Source organism: Microbacterium sp., assembly GCF_031988965.1.
Classification (GTDB): domain Bacteria; phylum Actinomycetota; class Actinomycetes; order Actinomycetales; family Microbacteriaceae; genus Microbacterium.
Map to the genome: position 1 here is coordinate 1 of NZ_DALZXX010000062.1, position 16,469 is coordinate 16,469.

The 16,469-nt window shown below is 69.6% G+C and carries 15 protein-coding genes; 11 read left to right on the top strand and 4 right to left on the bottom strand.

From position 1 onward, the window contains the following. Positions 1-34: 34 nt before the first annotated feature. Entirely contained in the window at positions 35-1,285 is a 1,251-nt protein-coding gene (locus tag RTM68_RS11255; RefSeq protein WP_312170843.1) for a M20 family metallopeptidase, read from the bottom strand. Then, positions 1,282-2,778, bottom strand: coding sequence for an MFS transporter (locus RTM68_RS11260; protein WP_312170845.1), 1,497 nt, complete (start codon positions 2,776-2,778; stop codon positions 1,282-1,284). The genes RTM68_RS11255 and RTM68_RS11260 overlap by 4 nt, the downstream gene beginning before the upstream one ends. 117 nt (positions 2,779-2,895) lie before the next feature. Between RTM68_RS11260 and RTM68_RS11265 the strand changes: the two genes are divergently transcribed. The 10 genes from RTM68_RS11265 to RTM68_RS11310 all read left to right on the top strand — a co-directional run bounded on the left by RTM68_RS11265 (position 2,896) and on the right by RTM68_RS11310 (position 12,931). Next, positions 2,896-3,897 (top strand): Lrp/AsnC family transcriptional regulator, encoded by a 1,002-nt coding sequence (locus RTM68_RS11265; protein ID WP_312170848.1) that lies wholly within the window; start codon positions 2,896-2,898, stop codon positions 3,895-3,897. Positions 3,898-4,274: 377 nt separating this feature from the next. Further along, positions 4,275-5,195, top strand: coding sequence for a DUF2268 domain-containing putative Zn-dependent protease (locus RTM68_RS11270; RefSeq protein WP_312170851.1), 921 nt, complete (start codon positions 4,275-4,277; stop codon positions 5,193-5,195). Positions 5,196-5,233: 38 nt separating this feature from the next. Next, a complete protein-coding gene (locus tag RTM68_RS11275; protein ID WP_312170854.1) occupies positions 5,234-6,001 on the top strand; it encodes a MerR family transcriptional regulator in 768 nt (255 codons plus the stop codon). 407 nt (positions 6,002-6,408) lie between these two features. Further along, on the top strand, positions 6,409-6,876 hold the full coding sequence (locus RTM68_RS11280; RefSeq protein ID WP_312170857.1) for a nuclear transport factor 2 family protein: 468 nt from the start codon (positions 6,409-6,411) through the stop codon (positions 6,874-6,876). Further along, on the top strand, positions 6,876-7,442 hold the full coding sequence (locus RTM68_RS11285; protein ID WP_312170859.1) for a TetR/AcrR family transcriptional regulator: 567 nt from the start codon (positions 6,876-6,878) through the stop codon (positions 7,440-7,442). Before RTM68_RS11280 ends, RTM68_RS11285 begins: the two co-directional genes overlap by 1 nt. A gap of 278 nt (positions 7,443-7,720) precedes the next feature. Continuing rightward, positions 7,721-8,452 carry a GntR family transcriptional regulator gene (locus RTM68_RS11290; RefSeq protein WP_312170861.1) on the top strand — a complete coding sequence of 244 codons (732 nt, stop codon included), beginning with the start codon at positions 7,721-7,723 and terminating at the stop codon, positions 8,450-8,452. After that, complete coding sequence (atzF, locus tag RTM68_RS11295; protein WP_312170863.1) at positions 8,449-10,170, top strand: allophanate hydrolase; 1,722 nt, start codon at positions 8,449-8,451, stop codon at positions 10,168-10,170. Before RTM68_RS11290 ends, atzF begins: the two co-directional genes overlap by 4 nt. 63 nt (positions 10,171-10,233) lie before the next feature. Then, on the top strand, positions 10,234-11,226 hold the full coding sequence (locus tag RTM68_RS11300; protein WP_312170864.1) for an ABC transporter substrate-binding protein: 993 nt from the start codon (positions 10,234-10,236) through the stop codon (positions 11,224-11,226). Between the two features lie 2 nt (positions 11,227-11,228). Beyond that, positions 11,229-12,116 carry an ABC transporter permease gene (locus RTM68_RS11305; RefSeq protein WP_312170866.1) on the top strand — a complete coding sequence of 296 codons (888 nt, stop codon included), beginning with the start codon at positions 11,229-11,231 and terminating at the stop codon, positions 12,114-12,116. A gap of 8 nt (positions 12,117-12,124) precedes the next feature. Continuing rightward, positions 12,125-12,931, top strand: a complete 807-nt coding sequence (locus tag RTM68_RS11310; RefSeq protein ID WP_312170868.1) for an ABC transporter ATP-binding protein — start codon at positions 12,125-12,127, stop codon at positions 12,929-12,931. 348 nt (positions 12,932-13,279) lie between these two features. On the opposite strand, the gene RTM68_RS11315 is transcribed toward RTM68_RS11310, so the two are convergent. Continuing rightward, positions 13,280-13,744 carry a GNAT family N-acetyltransferase gene (locus RTM68_RS11315; protein WP_312170871.1) on the bottom strand — a complete coding sequence of 155 codons (465 nt, stop codon included), beginning with the start codon at positions 13,742-13,744 and terminating at the stop codon, positions 13,280-13,282. A gap of 102 nt (positions 13,745-13,846) precedes the next feature. Next, complete coding sequence (gene gnd / locus RTM68_RS11320; RefSeq protein WP_312170874.1) at positions 13,847-14,908, bottom strand: phosphogluconate dehydrogenase (NAD(+)-dependent, decarboxylating); 1,062 nt, start codon at positions 14,906-14,908, stop codon at positions 13,847-13,849. A 314-nt stretch (positions 14,909-15,222) separates the two neighbouring features. On the opposite strand from gnd, the gene RTM68_RS11325 reads away from it, so the two are divergent. Then, positions 15,223-16,434, top strand: a complete 1,212-nt coding sequence (locus tag RTM68_RS11325; RefSeq protein WP_312170877.1) for an aminotransferase class I/II-fold pyridoxal phosphate-dependent enzyme — start codon at positions 15,223-15,225, stop codon at positions 16,432-16,434. Positions 16,435-16,469: the final 35 nt, after the last annotated feature.

A 16,469-nucleotide genomic window follows, 5' to 3' on the forward strand; every position in this document is an offset into this window, starting at 1 on the left:
CCGCGGCGGGCGTCGGTCGCGGAGGCGAGTGTGGTCACTCCTCACCCTGCGGGTGGGTGGTCGCTCCGGCCGGGCGCGCGGCCTGCCGAGCGAGCAGATCCGCACGCGACGACGGTGTGAGCGCCGCCGTCGCCGCAGCCCACGCGAGGCCGATCGCCGCGTCGATCACGGCGCGGTCGGCGGCGGGCGTCGCGGCATCCGCGGTGAATCCCTCGGTGTGCGGAGCCGACGTCGAGCCGATGATCGCGATGCCGGGGTGGATCGAGGGAACGACCTGCATGTCGGTGGATCCTCCGGCTGCGCCGGTGAACGCGATGGGCTCGCGACCGAGCTCGGTCAGCGCGTCGTTCCATGCATCGGCGAGCATCGGCTCCTGGATGAGCGGGTCATAGCGCGGCTCGGTGCGCACCTGCTCCCACGAGCATCCCGAGGCGAGCGCTCCCGCCTCGAAGCAGGCCATCACCCGCCGCTTGGCGTCGTGCAGCTCATCGAGGTCGAACGAACGCACCTCGGCCTGCAGCACGGTGCGCGCGGGGATGATGTTCGTCACCTCGCCGCCCTGCGTGATCACGGCGGCGGTGCGCACGGTGCCGGGCAGCTGCTGACGGAGCAGGCCGATCGAGGTGAGGGCGATCGTCGCGGCATCCAGCGCGTTCACGCCCTTGTCGGGTGCCGCGGCCGCGTGCGCCGGGCGCCCCGTGTACGTCACCTGGAAGCGATCGACGGCCTGCGTGCGGAAGCTCTCGCAGCGCACGTCGATGCCGGGGGCACCGTGCACCATGAGCGACACCGTGGCGTCTTCCCACGCGCCGCCCTCGAGCATGAGCACCTTGCCGCCGCCGTGCTCTTCAGCGGGGGTGCCGAGCAGCTTGACCGTGAGTCCGGCGTCATCCGCGATGGCCGCGAGCGCGATCGCCGCACCGAGTCCGGCCGCCGCGATGACGTTGTGTCCGCAGGCGTGGCCGATCACCGGAAGAGCGTCGTATTCGGCGCAGATCGCGACCACGAACTCCCCGTCGCCGAAGCTGGCGTCGATGGCCGTGTCGACTCCGAACGCGCCGACGGTGGCGGTGAAGCCAGCGTCGCGCAGGGCTGCCGCGACGAGGTTCGCCGCACGCACCTCTTCGAACGCGATCTCGGGATCGTCGTGGATCTCGTGGCTGATCTCGACGAGCCGCTGCTCCCAGTCGCGCACGGCATCCGCGCTGCGCTGCTTCGCCTCCGCGAGGTCGAGCAGGGGCTGGGTGGACCGGTCGGCGAGGGTGGTCGGATCTGCGAGGGTCATGCGGTTTCTCCTTCGAGAACGGGGTCGGCCGTGGTGACGGCGGGGACAGGGGTGGGGTCCTCAGCGACCGGTGCAGGGACGCGGAGGAACAGGGCGAGCACGGCGATCGCGACACCGATGGCCGCGCAGATGCTCCACACGGCGACGTACCCGTCGAATGCGGTGGTGGTCACGGCGGCGTCACCGGTGCCCACGGTCATGAGGAAGCTGCCCATGACCAGGGCGAACACGGCACCCGCGACGGCTCCGGCCGCGGTGCGCGACGTGTTGTAGAGCGCTGAGGCGATGCCGACCGAGTCGGCGGGAGCGCGGCGCACCACGATGGTCGGCAGCACCGAAATGAGCAGACCGTTGCCGAGCCCGGCGATCACCATGGCCCCGACGAAGACGGCGACCACGCTCGGCGCGGTGAGGAAGGCGAGGTAGCTGCCGCCGACGAGCACTCCTCCGAGCACGATCGCGCCCTTCGCGCCGATGCGGCCGGCGACCCGGTCGCCGACGATCGAGGCGAGGAAGGCCGAGAGCGCTGCGGCGAGAGAGATGACTCCGACCGCGGCGGCGGTGAAGCCGAGGCCGAAGCCGACGGCATCCGGATCGCTGAGCACGTAGACACTGGAGGCGGTCTGTCCGCCGAACAGCTGAGCGCCGAAGAGGAACGCGATGATGATCGGCAGGCCGATGCCACCCTTGGTGAGCAGCGCGATGTCGATGAGCGGGTGCGCGACGCGCTTCTCGACCATCACCCAGACCACGAGCAGTGCGACGCCGCCGAGGATCGCGACCCAGGTGATCGGATTCGTCCAGCCCCACGCGGATGCGTTCGAGATGCCGCCGAGCGCGGCGAGGAGGCCGATGCCGAGCAGCGAGGCGCCGAGCCAGTCGGTCTTGCCCGCAGCGCGCACGGTGGTCTCGGGCACCAGGAACGCCACGACCGGGATGCAGATGAGCAGGAAGATGGCGGGCATCCAGAGCACCGCGCGCAGGTCGCCGATCGCTCCGAAGAGCAGGCCGGAGCCGAGGGATCCGAGGGCGGCGCCGAACGTGAGCGCGCCGACGAGCTTGCCGATCGATCGCCCGGCGGACTTCTCGTCGCGGTCGCGGACGATCGCGAACTCCAACGGCAGGAAGGCGGCGAGCGGAGCCTGTAGCGCCCGGCCGACGAGGAAGAGCTCGTAGCTCGGCGCGATGGCGACCACGATCGATCCGAGTGCGACGAGCGCGGTCGAGATCAGGAGCAGCTTCTTGTGCCCGTAGCGGTCGCCGAGCTTGGCGAGGATCGGCACGCAGACCACGGTCGCGAGCATGTACGCGGCGCTCACCCAGTTGAGCTGGGCGGCGCCGACGCCGAACTCCTCGCCGATCGCGGCGAGCAGCACGGGATACCAGCCCTGCAGCATTCCGGAGCCGAGCTCCATGACGACGAGGAAGCCGACGGCCCCGCGCAGAGCGGTGCGGCCGGAGATGGTCTTGCCAGGCGGTGCGGTGACAGCCATGAGGACTCCTTGAGAGCGATCGGGTGGAGCAAGAAGCGGAACGGGTTGCAGTGACTCTAGAAAGACGTCAGTAGGATGCCGTTCGAGTGCACATAATCGGACAGAAAGGTGATGTGAATGCCGGAAATCGGACTGGACGACCTCGATCAGCGCCTGATCCACGCGGTGCAGGTGAGCCCGCGGGCGAGCTGGAGCTCACTCGCGCCCATCATCGGCGCCGACCCTGCCACTCTGTCGCGACGCTGGGCACGACTGGTCGCCGAGGGGATCGTCTACGTGACCGGGTACGGCGCCGGCGCCTCAGCGGTGCTCGTGCTCATCGAGATCGAGTGCAGTCCGGGCGAGACGCTTGCGGTCGCCGAGACCCTCGGGAACGACCCCGAGGCGTTCACGATCGACCTGACCGCCGGAGGCCGCGACATCTTCCTCACGCTCGCGGTCCCGGATGCCGAGGCGCTGGCCGTCTGGACGCTGGAGCGCATCCGCGGCGTCGCCGGCGTGCGCTCGATGCGCACCCACCTGGTGTCGGAGACCGTCCGCGATGCGCGAGGGTGGCGTCTCCGCGCGCTCTCCACGCAGGAGGTCGCGCAGATCGAGGCTCTGGATCGGCGCACGCCCACGGCATCCGTGCGCATGTCGGCGGAGCAGCGCAGCGCCATCGCCGCCGAGCTCGCCCACGACGGCCGGGTCGGTGTGACCGAGCTCGCCACCCGCCTCGGCATGGCTCCGCGCCGGGTGCGCGACGCGATCGCCGAGATGCGGGAGTCAGGTCGGCTGGCGATCCGCGTCGATGTCGCCCGGCGCTACACGCCCTGGCCGATCTACGCCTGGTACTTCCTGCGCGTGCCGGCGGCGATGGCGGCCCGCATCGGCGCGCAGCTCGGGCGCATTGAAGAGGTGCGCCTCGTCGCGAACACGGTCGGCGAGTACAACGTGATCATGGCGGTGTGGCTGCGCACACTGCAGGACGTCGGGCGCATGGAGGGCATCATCGAGGAACGCCTGCCCGGGGTCAGCATCGCCGATCGGTCGGTCGTGCTGCGGACGACCAAGCACCTCGGCCACCTGCTGCACTCCGACGGTCGCGCATCGGGCGAGGTCGTGCCGCTGCCGATTTGACGGTGCGGTCGTTGAGCGAAGACGACGAAGTCGACTGAGACGAAACGTCGCGAGCCGACCTCGGAACCTCGCCGCGTTTCGTCTCGCTCGGCTCCGCCGGGCTCGCTCAACGACCGGAAAGGAGCCGCTTCGCGGGCCTCGCACAATGATCGGGAACGTCACGGTCGTTGAGCGAAGACGACGCAGTCGACTGAGACGAAACGTCGCAAGCCGACCTCCGAACCTCACCACGTTTCGTCTCGGGCCGCTCCGCGGGCCTCGCTCAACGATCGGACAGGGACGCCGCTCCGCCCGCCATCGCGATCAGCATGTCCTCGTTGTCCGTCACGACCCGCGGGTTGACCTTGCCCCTGCGTCAGTGTTTACGCTCGATCGACATGACCCTCACCCTGATCGACAGCGCGACAGCGACCGCCCGCATCCTCGATGCACCCTCGGAGTCACTCGACGACCTCGTCCGCGAGATGTGGCAGCCGATGGCCGGCATGTACCACTTCATCCCCGGCGGGCCCGACCTGGCGGCCGTGCATCGCCAGAGCTTCGGGTTCGACACCGACTTCGACACCGACGGCCCGATCAGTCAGTTGCGCGAAGGGCTGGAGGCTCTCATCGCGGCCGATGCCTGGCGACGGGTCGAGACGGCGCTGCACAACGGGATCGCCGCGCTCGAGGCATCCATCCCCGACCTGACCGTGCCCGACCTGACCGTGCTGCTGGTGCTGGGCGATCCGGCGAACCGGCACTTCGTCGACGAGGTGCAGGGCCTCTCGGGCTTCGGCGGCATCAGCGGATACATCAGCCTCACCCTCTGGCCCACGCCCCGAGTGCTCGACCGTCTCGAAGCGATCGCCGTGCACGAGCTGCACCACAACGTGCGCTACTCGCCCGGCGGGATCGTGTGGGATCCGACGACCGTGACGGTCGGCGAGCACGTCGTGTCCGAAGGGCTCGCCGACGTGTTCGCGACCGAGCTCTACGGCGATGCCGGATACACCCACTTCGTCGCCGACGAGACCCGCACCGACGACGCCGTGCTGGCGAAGGTCGTGAGCGGACTCGACGTCACCGGCATGCAGGACTTCGCCGCGTGGGTGCTCGGCGACGCGACGGCTCGGATGTTCGGCTCCACGCCCGTCGGACTGCCGACCGGTGCGGGGTATGCGGCGGGCGCCCGCATCGTCGAGGCCTACCGAGATGCGACAGGACGCAGCGCGGCCGAGGCGGTGCACGTTCCGGCATCCGAGATCCTGGCCATCGCGTTGCCGAGGCTCGGGCTCGCAGACCCCCGCACCACCTGACCACCACCCGACGTCTGGAGCGCTCGATGGAGTGGACCGTGAACGAACTCGCCGAACGGGCGGGCATCACCGACCGCGCCCTGCGGCACTATCACCGCATCGGACTGCTTCCGCCCGACCGCATCGGCGCGAACGGCTACCGGTACTACGGACCCGAGGCGGTCGCGCGGCTGCAACGCATCCTGCTTCTGCGAGACACCGGCATGGGTCTCGCCGAGATCGCCTCGGTGCTGGATGCTCCGGCTCAGCCCACGAGCGAGGTCGCCGCACTGCGGTCGCACCTCGACCAGCTGACGGCGGAACGGGATGCGGTCGACCGCCGCATCGCCGCGGTCGAGCACACCCTGGCGATGCGCGAGCAGGGGCTGGAGCCGCGCATGGACGTGATGCTGCAGGGATTCAACGACGCGTACGAGTCCGAGGTCGTCGAACGGTGGGGACGCGACGCCTTCGATGCGTCGAACCAGTGGTGGCACGGCAAGTCCGTGCGCGCGCAGCGCGAGTGGAAGGAGCGCGCCGAGGCGCTCGTCGCGCGATGGCGCGAGTTGCAGGAGGCGGGGCATGAGACGGATGCGCCGGCTGCTCGCGAGCATGCCGCCGCGCACCTGGCCTGGTTCGCCGAGATCCCCGGAACGCCCACGCACGCCGGTGATGCCGAGAACTCCCGCGCGATGGTGCTCGGCATCGCCGACATGTACGAGAGCGACCCCGCGTTCCACGTCACCTTCGGCACGGCCGCCGCGGCGCGGTTCGCGGCGGAGGCGCTGCGCCGCGCACTCGACGATCAGGGCGAACACGGTCGTTGAGCGAAGACGACGAAGTCGCCTGAGACGAAACGTCGCGAGCCGACCTCGGAACCGCACCACGTTTCGTCTCGCTCGGCTCCGCCGGGCTCGCTCAACGACCGGGAGGAGCCGCTTCGCGGGCCTCGCACAATGATCGGGGGCGTTCCGGTCGTTGAGCGAAGACGACGAAGTCGACTGAGACGAAACGTCGCAAGCCGACCTCCGAACCTCACCGCGTTTCGTCTCGCTCGGCTCCGCCGGGCTCGCTCAACGACCGGAAAAGGTCACCGCTCCGCCGGGCTCGCTCAACGACCAGGAAAGGTGGCCGCCGGATGAGTGAGGCCCGATGTTGACATCCACACTGCCACTCTGTACCGTTTAGTACACGTTGTACCGACCGGTACAGAGAATCGAATCGAGGAGTCATCATGTCCCGTCCGCCCCTTCCCCCGTTCACCGAAGAGACCGCCATCCAGAAGGTTCGTGCCGCCGAAGACGGGTGGAACACCCGCGACCCCGAGCGCATCGCCCTGGCCTACAGTGAGGACAGCTGGTGGCGCAACCGCTCCGCTTTCGTGCAGGGTCGCCCCGCCATCATCGACTTCCTCGCCGGCAAGTGGGACCGTGAGCTGGACTACCGGCTCATCAAGGAACTGTGGGCCTACACTGGCGATGTGATTGCGGTGCGCTTCGCGTACGAGTACCGCAACGCCGAGGGCCAGTGGTTCCGCGCCTACGGCAACGAGAACTGGCACTTCGACAAGGATGGACTGATGACGCACCGTCACGCGAGCATCAACGACGTCGAGATCGACGAGTCCGACCGCAAGTTCTTCTGGGACAACTCCGGTCCCCGTCCCGCCGACCACCCCGGCCTGAGCGAGCTCGGTCTCTGATGGCCCGAACCGTCCTCGACCGGTCCGACGTGGTCCGCGCCCTCGCCGGCGTCTTCCGCAAGCGCGGCTTCGAGGGTGGTTCCCTGTCATTCATCCAGCAGGAGACCGGCGTCGGCCGTGGAAGCCTCTACCACTTCTTCCCCGAGGGAAAGACGGACATGGCTCGCGCGGTCCTCGACCAGGTCGCAGAGTGGTTCGACGAGAAGATCTTCGTTCCCCTCCGCACCGCGACCGACGCTCGGCAGGCCATCGCGGACACGTCGCGCGAGGTCGCCGAGTACTTCATCTCCCGTGAGCGGGTGTGCCTGTTCGCCGCGATCACTCTGGGCGAAGAGCAGGAGACCTTCGCCGAAGCGGTGCGGGCGTACTTCACCGACTGGGTCGACGCCCTCACCCAGGTCCTCACGACTACCGGCCTCACACGTGAGATGGCTCGCGAGCACGCGCTGTACGCGGTCGCCGCCATCCAGGGCGGCCTGGTGCTCGCGCGCGCCTACGGCGATGACCAGACCTTCCTCGGAATCGTCAATCGCACCGAGAAGGGCCTTCTCGACGCGATCCGTTGAGCGGGTTCCCGTGGCGGGGCGATGCGGATGCCGTTCCCGTGTCGTGGTGCGTTTCGTCGCGCTCGGCTCCGCCGGGCTCGCTCAACGACCGGGAAGGGGCGACCGCTTCGCGGGCCTCGCTCAACGACCGGGAAAGGCCACCGCTCCGCGGGGCTCGCTCAACGACCGGGATCGGGAGCCGCGACGCGGGCCGAGGGCGGGGGATGTGAGGAGAACGTAACGCGGGGAGTACGGCGCAGATACACCGCCGAAACATGGATACCGAACGATGTCCATCAATGGATACATCATTGGCCACATCGCAGGATCCGGGCTCCGAGCGCCGGCGTCCCGCCCGCATCCGCGTCTATGAGCAGCTGCGGGCCGAGCTGCTGACCGCGGCGTATTCGCCCTTCCACCGCTTCACCGAAGAGAACGTCGCCGAACGCTTCCAGCTCTCACGCACCCCGGTGCGCGACGCCCTGGCGCGGCTCGAGGCAGACGGACTCCTCGTCAAGCGCGAGGGAGCGCTGTACCGCTACATGCCCACGCTCGAGGAGTTCACCGACCTCTACGAGCTGCGCATCCTGCTGGAGTCGCAGGGCATCGACCGCGCCATCGCCGACCCGACGATCACGCATGAGCGGGCCCTGCTCACCGCCGAGCAGGACCTCTGGGTCTCTCGGCTCGAGACCGGCATCACCCCCGATCCCGGTTTCGTCGACGCCGACGAGCACTTCCACCTCGCGCTCCTGGGCGCCGCGGGCAACGGCGAGCTGGTCGGAGCGCTGGAGCGCGTGAACCGCCGCATCCGCCCGATCCGCATGCACGACTACCTCACCCAGGACCGGGTCGACGCGACCATCACCGAGCACCTCGAGATCCTCGAGCTCGTGCTCACGGGGCGCCTGCGCGAAGCGCGGGACTTCCTGCGCACGCACGTCGGCCAGTCGCAGTCGATCGTCGAGGCCCGCGCGGCCCGCGCCATGCAGATCTCCCACATGAACCACGGAATGGACCCGCACCGATGATCTCCCTCTCCTCTTCCGAATCCGTCTCCGCCGACGTCGCAGCGCTCGTAGCCGCACTGGACGCCGCGCCCGCCAGCATCTGGATCACCCGCCGCAGCGCCGCAGAGATCAGGGCGGATGCCGAGAGCGTGCGCGCTCGCGTCGCCGAGGGCTCGGCTCTCCCCCTCGCCGGTCTGACGTTCGCCGTCAAGGACAACATCGACGTGGCCGGCATCCCGACCACCGCCGCGCACCCCGCCTTCGCCCGGATCCCCCGGCACACCGCGACCGTCGTCACACGGCTGCTCGACGCGGGAGCCATCCTCGTCGGCAAGACGAACATGGATCAGTTCGCCACCGGACTCGTCGGAACACGCAGCCCGTACGGCATCGTCACGAGCGCGCTCGACCCCCAGCGCGTCTCCGGCGGATCGAGCTCGGGATCCGGTGCCGCCGTCGGTCACGACCTCGTCGACTTCTCCCTCGGCACCGACACCGCGGGCTCGGGGCGGGTTCCGGCCGCCTTCAACGGCATCCTCGGCGTGAAGCCCACCCTCGGGCTACTGCCTCTCGACGGAGTCCTCCCGGCATCCCCCTCGTACGACACCGTCTCGATCTTCACCCGCACCACCGGTCTCGCCGCCCGCGTGATGTCGGTCGTCGCCGGCCCGTCGTCGAGCGACCCGAAGAGCAGGCCGTGGGCGCTCGACGCCCCGCAGGCCGCACCCCCGCGACCGGTGATCGCCGTGCCGCGACGCGCCGACCTCACGTCGCTCTCGCCGGCCGTCCTGACCGCGTTCGACGAGACGATCGCCCGCTTCGAGGCGCTCGGCGCCGAGACCCGCACGATCGACATCGCTCCGTTCCTCGCCACCGCCCGGCTTCTCTACGGCGGCGGCCTGGTCAGCGAGCGGGCCTGGTCGTACGGCGCGTTCCTCGCCGCGCACCCGGAGGAGGCCGATCCGTCGGTCGCCGAGATCGCCGCCCGCGCCGGAGAGATCGACGGCACGACGGTGATCGATGCCCAGCAGGCCGTCGCCGCCGCGACGCGCCTCGCTCGGGATGTGCTCGACGGAACGGACGCGCTGATCATCCCGACCGCACCGATCCACCCGACCGTCACCGAGGTCGCGGCCGACCCGCTCGGTGTGAACAGCACCGTCGGCACCTTCACGAACTTCGTGAACCTCATGGACATGGCCGCCGTCGCCGTGCCGACGGGCGAGGTCGCCGGGGAGGGACACTTCGGCGTCTCGATCGTGACGCCGACGTTCCACGACCAGGTCGCGCTCGATCTCGCAGCTCGCCTCCTCGGCGAACAGGAGCCGGATGCCACACTCGACGCCCCGGGCGTCGACGTCGCCGTCTTCGGGGCGCACCTCAGCGGCGAACCGCTCAACCCGCAGCTGCAGGCTCTCGGTGCCCGGTTCGTCGGCGAGGTTCGCACCTCGGACAGGTTCCGGATGCTGCTGGTCGAAGGCGCTGTCGACCGGCCGGCGGTGATCCGCTCGACCGAGGGCGCAGAGCTCCCCGGCGAGCTGTGGCGCCTGTCGCCCCTCGCCCTGTCGACGCTGCTGCGCAGCATCGCCGCTCCTCTCGCGCTCGGCGAGATCGAGCTCTCCGACGGCTCGTCGGTACTCGGCTTCACCGCATCCGTCGACCTCACCGAACGAGACATCACCGACTTCGGGGGCTGGCGCGCCTATCGCACAGCATCCGTCGTCCCCGCGACCGCCTGACCCTGCACCAGACCACCTGACCCTGCACCACACGTCCTGACCCCGCCCCCACCAGGAGAACACATGACCTTCCCCACTTCCCTCCGCACGCCGTCGCTCGCCGTCGCCTCCCTCGCCGCGGCCGCGCTGGTGCTCACCGGCTGCTCCGCGTCGTCCTCGTCCGCCGACTCCGAGAGCGGCGACGGCGGCGGACAGTCCGTCACCATCGGGACGCTGCGTGCGCAGCCCCACCTGTTCAGCCCCTTCTTCTACGAGGAGGTCGCCGAGGAGGGCATCGACGTCGAGATCGTGCTGTTCGACACCTCCAGCGACATCAAGAACGCAATCGTCTCGGGATCCGTCGACTTCGGCGTGACCGGCGCGGCATCCGTCATCGCCGGCGTCGCCGAGAAGCAGGATGTGCGCATCGTCGCCTCCGCTGCCGACGGCGGCACCCGCATCGTCGCCACGGAAGACATCGAGACGCCGGATGACCTCCAGGGTGCGAAGGTCGGCTTCCCGATGGGCGCCACCCAGGAGATCCTCCTCAAGCGCACGCTCGAGGCACAGGGCATCGACCCCGCGAGCGACGTCGAGCTCGTCAACCTGCCCTTCGCCGACATGGCCACCGCGTTCGCCTCCGGGCAGATCGACGCGTTCATCTCCGCCGAGGTGGGCCCGTCGATCGCGATCGAGGGCGGTGCTCACGAGCTGATGTCGGCCTACGACACCCCCATCGGGCAGACGAACATCGTGCTCGCCACGAGCAACAGCCTGATCGAGTCCGACCCCGAGCTCGTGCAGTCCGTCGTCGACACCCACATCGCGGCGGTCGAGCACATGGCGGACGACACCGCCGCCTGGGCCGACGGCCTCGTCGAGGAGTTCGCCCTGGACCCCGCGATCGTCGACCTGGCGATCGAGAACATCTGGCCCCGCTGGGATCTGGATGCCGACTACCTCTCGACGCTGGCCGCGATGAGCGAGGAGATGCTCGCGTTCGACCAGGTCTCGGCCGAGGTCGACCAGGACCTCCTCACCGACGCCGGCTTCGTCGAGACCGCACGGACGGAGTGATCGTGACGACCACCGCACTCGCCGATCCGCCCCAGGGCGTCGCGAACACGGAGACGCAGCCCGGCGGCATCCGCGCCGCACGGCCGCGCCGCCGCCTGCCGCTGGGATGGGCCATCGCGCTTCCCGTGCCGATCCTCATCCTCATCGGCTGGCACCTGGGCGTGCAAAACGCCTGGACGCTGCCGTTCGACATCAAGATGACGTTCCTGCCCACCCCCGGAGAGGTCGCGCTGAGGGGTGTGGACTTCGCCTTCGGCGGCGTCTACGACGACTCGTTCAGCGGTACGCTCTGGGGCCACCTCGGCGCCTCGGCGCTGCGCGTGCTGCAGGGCTTCGGCCTCGCGGTCGTCGTCGCCGTCCCGCTCGGCGTGCTGATGGGCCGATCGAAGCTCCTCTTCCGGATGCTGGAGCCCACGATCAACCTCGTCCGCCCCATCCCCGTCACCGCCTGGGCGCCGCTGACACTGCTGATCATCGGCTTCGGCGACCGCTCCACCGTGTTCCTCGTGTTCATCGCCGCGGTGTTCCCGATCCTGCTGAACACCATCAGCGGAGTGCACCAGGTGCCGGGGCGCCTCCTCGAAGCCGCCGCGATGCTGGGCACACCCCGCTTCCAGTCGCTCTACAAGGTCGTCATCCCGGCCGCCGCTCCGCAGATCATCAGCGGCATGCGCATCGCGATGGGACTCGCGTGGGTGATCCTCGTCGTCGGCGAGACGGTGGGGATCAGCACCGGGCTCGGCGCGCTCATCACCCAGGCCAGGGAGCAGTCGCGCACCGACCTCATCATCGTGGGCATGGTCGTCATCGGCCTGGCCGGTTTCATCACCGACCGCCTGCTCACGCTCATCTTCGCCATCGCCTTCGGGCGCCGACCGATCCAGAAGTGAGAGATCGCATGAGCATTCCTCCCCAGCACGCCGCCGACATCGTCATGAACGGGGTGGGCAAGCGCTACCCCGGCTCACCGATCGCCGCCGTCGACGGTGTGGACATCACCGTCGCGGCCGGCGAGGTCGTCTGCATCGTCGGCGCCTCCGGATGCGGCAAGTCGACGCTGCTGCGCATGGTCGCGGGCTTCGAGACGATCACCGAGGGCTCGCTCACCGTCGCCGGCACCGAGGTCACCGGCCCCGGTCCCGACCGCGGCGTCGTCTTCCAGGACTACGGACTGTTCCCCTGGCTGACGGTGCGCGAGAACATCGAGTACGGCCCGAGGCAGGCTCGCCTCCCCCGCGCGGTCGTGAAGGAGCGAGCGACCGCGGCGCTGGACTCCGTCGGACTCAGTCGCGTCGCGGCATCCTTCCCGCACCAGCTCTCGGGCGGCATGCAGCAGCGCGTCGCGATCGCGCGACTGCTCGCGAACACTCCGTCGGTGATGCTCATGGACGAACCGTTCGGCGCTCTCGACGCGCTCACGCGCACCGAGATGCAGCACGAGCTGCAGCGCATCCAGCGGGATGCCGGCATCACCGTGCTGTTCGTGACGCACAGCATCGAGGAGGCCGTCTACCTCGGCGACCGCGTCATGGTCATGGCGGGCGGCACGGCACACGGTATCTCGGGGCACGTGCGGGAGATCGTGACGGTCGACCTCCCCGGCGAGCGCGACGTGAACTCCCCGGAGTTCAACGCCATCGAGCGCCGGATCGACGCCCTCGTGCACGCCGGCAACGATCACAGGGTGGATGCTGCGCTGGTCTGAGCCGTCCGGTCGCTGGGCGGGCCCGCCGGTCGTTGAGCGAAGACGAAGCAGTCGACTGAGACGAAACGTCGCGAGCCGACCTCGGAACGTTACCGCGTTTCGTCTCGCTCGGCTCCGCCGGGCTCGCTCAACGACCGAGGGGTGTCACCGCTCCGCGGGCCTCGCTCAACGACCCGGTGAGTCTCGGTCGTTGGGCGAAGACGACGAAGTCGCCTGAGACGAAACGTCGCGAGCCGACCTCGAAAAAGTCACCACGTTTCGTCTCGCTCGGCTCCGCCGGGCTCGCTCAACGACCGGGGGATGTCACCGCTCCGCGGGCCTCGCTCGACGACCCCGGGGCGCGTCGCCTCAGAGCGAGCGGGAGAAGTAGTAGGCCTTCTCGCCGGTGTCGGGGTCGCCGTTGATGAAACCGTGCCGCTCATAGAAGCGCATCGTGTCGGCATCCGACTCGTCGACGTTGATCTCGATCTCCGAGACGCCCAGCTCTCGACAGATCTCGACCATTCGCAGCAGGATCGCACTGCCGATCCCGGTGCCCCGCAGCTCGGGCACGACGTACATCTCGTCGAGCAGCGCGACCGGTCCGTCGAACCACACGTTCGGCCGCAGTGTCACGAGCGCGACGCCGGTCGCCGGGTCGCCGCCGATGACGGCGAACGTCGAGGGGCCGGCGAGCAGCATCCGAAGCCGTTCCGTGAGGACCGCGACACCGGGGGTCTCGGTGTCGAACTCGGTGTTGAAGGCGTGGAGGAGCGCGGCGATGCGCTCGGCATCCGAGGGATCGGCCCGGCGGATGCGGGGAGTAGGGGTCATGCGGCTTGGCCTTCCTGTGTCGTGGTGCGTTTCGTCTCGGGCCGCTCCGCGGGCCTCGCTCAACGACCGGGATGGGCCGCTCGACGGACGAGGACCGCCGGGTCAGGCGCTGTCGGACTCCGCCTTGCGCGCACCCGCCTCCAGCACGTCGCCGGCGGGCAGCTCCTGGTGTCCGCCGAACTGCAGGCGCATCGCCGACAGCACCTGGTTCGCGAAGTGGTCTTCGTCGCGCGACGCGAAGCGCTCGAACAGCGACGCCGCGAGCACCGGAACCGGCACACCCACATCGACCGCGGCCTTGACCGTCCAGCGCCCCTCGCCCGAGTCCGACACCCGACCGGCCAGACCGTCGAGCTTCGGGTTCTCGGCGAGCGCGGCGGCGGTCAGGTCGAGCAGCCACGACGAGATGACCGACCCCCGGCGCCACAGCTCCGCAACCTTGGAGGTGTCGATCGGGAACTGGTAGAACTCCGGCTCTTCGAGTGGGGCGATCTCGGCGGAATGCTCAGCCTCGCGCACCCCGGCATCCGCGTTGTGCAGCAGGTTGAGCCCCTCGGCGATCGACGCCATGATGCCGTACTCGATGCCGTTGTGCACCATCTTCACGAAGTGTCCGGCGCCCGAGGGACCGCAGTGCAGGTAGCCCTCCTCCTCGGGCGTGAGGTCGCCGGTGCGACCGGGCGTGCGCTCGATCTCGCCGACACCCGGAGCCACCGAGCGCAGGATCGGCTCGATGCGCTGCACCGCGGCATCCGGTCCTCCGACCATCAGGCAGTACCCGCGCTCGAGGCCGAACACTCCGCCGCTGGTGCCGACGTCGACGTAGTGGATGCCGCGCTCGCGGAACGCCTTCGCCCGCCGCACATCGTCGCGGTAGTTCGAGTTGCCGCCGTCGATGATGATGTCGCCCTCGTCGAGCACCTCCGCGACCTGGTCGGCGACGGTTCCGGTGAGCGAGGCGGGCACCATCATCCAGACGGCCCGGGGCGCTTCGAGCTTCGACGCCAGGTCGGCCATGCTGTCGGCGCCGGTGGCTCCCTCGGCGACCAGCGCCTGCACGGCATCCGCGTTCACGTCGTAGACCACGCACTCGTGCCCCGCCCGCATGAGACGTCGCACGATGTTGGCGCCCATCCGGCCGAGTCCGATCATCGCCAGCTGCATGAGATTCCCTTCGTCCCCGCCGGCTCGCGAGGTCGTGAGCCGAGTCGGGGCCATCCTGACACGGGGGCGCAGGCGGCTCAATGGCGTGGCGGGTGTGAGCGCTCGACGCGGGGTCAGAAAAGCACCCGCGCGGCCGGTTTCCGGTGCAGAAGTGACCCCGCACGCATCGAGCGCTCGACGCGTGGCCAGAAAAGCACCCGCGCGGCCGGTTTCCGGTGCAGAAGTGACCCCGCACGTCGCCCCGCACCTCATGCCCGTGCCCCGAACGTCCCCACACGGGCCGAGGGCAGCCACCGGGTGAAAGGATTGATGCCATGACTTCCGGCACGTTCGACCAGATCACGCAAGACGACCTGCGCCAGGCGGGCAGCCTGAAATGGACGACGTTCCCCGACATGATCGGCGCTTTCGTGGCCGAGATGGACTTCGGCCTCGCGCCTGCCGTCACCGGCGCGGTGAAGGATGCTCTCGACATGGGCGTGACCGGCTATCTGCCCGAGAAGCTGGCGAAAGACCTCTCCGCGGCCACGGCACGCTGGTACTCCGACTCGTACGGATGGGAGGTGCCCGCCGACCGCATCCACCACGTACCCGATGTGATCGCCGCGTTCGAGCTCGCGATCGACAATTTCACGACGCCGGGCTCGGCCATCGTCGTGCCGACGCCGGCGTACATGCCGTTCCTGCTGGTGCCGCCCATGCGCGGCCGCCGGGTGATCGAGGTGCCGAGCATCGAAGTCGACGGACGCTGGGTCATGGACCTGGATGCCGTCGCGCAGGCGTTCCGCGACGGCGGCGAGATGCTGGTGCTCTGCAACCCGCACAACCCCCTCGGCACGGTCGCGACCCGCGACGAGCTGCTGGCCATCGCGTCGGTCGTGACCGAGGCCGGCGGCCGCGTGTTCTCCGACGAGATCCACGCGCCGATCATCTACTCCCCGGCGCAGCACATCCCCTACGCCTCGGTGTCCGATGCCGCCGCCGCGCACACCTTCACCGCGACCTCCGCCTCGAAGGCCTGGAACCTCGCGGGGCTCAAGTGCGCGCAGGTCATCCTCTCGAACGACGCGGATGCCGAACTCTGGGAACGCCTCGGATTCTGGCCCGGACACGGCACCTCGACGCTCGGGGTCATCGCGAACACCGCGGCGTACACGGGCGGACGCGACTGGCTCGACGGAGTCGTCGACTACCTCGACGGCAACCGGCGGATGCTCGCGCAGCTCGTCGACGAGAAGCTGCCCGGCGTGCGGCTGATTGTGCCGGAGGGCAGCTACATCGCGCTGCTCGACTTCCGCGAGACGGGACTCACGGGTGACCTCGGCGAGTGGTTCCGAGAGCACGCCGGCGTCGCGATGACCGACGGTGCCGCCTGTGGCGAGGCCGCGATCGGCTACACGCGCTTCGTCTTCGCGCTGCCCCGCCCGGTGATGATCGAGGCGGTCGAGCGCATAGCCCGTGCGCTCGGCGAGCGGGATGCGGCGGGGTCGTCGGCCGCCGCGTCGACCGCGTCGCCGGCTGCGTAGCAGGCTTCGCGTCGCCGGCTGCGCCGCCGGCCGCG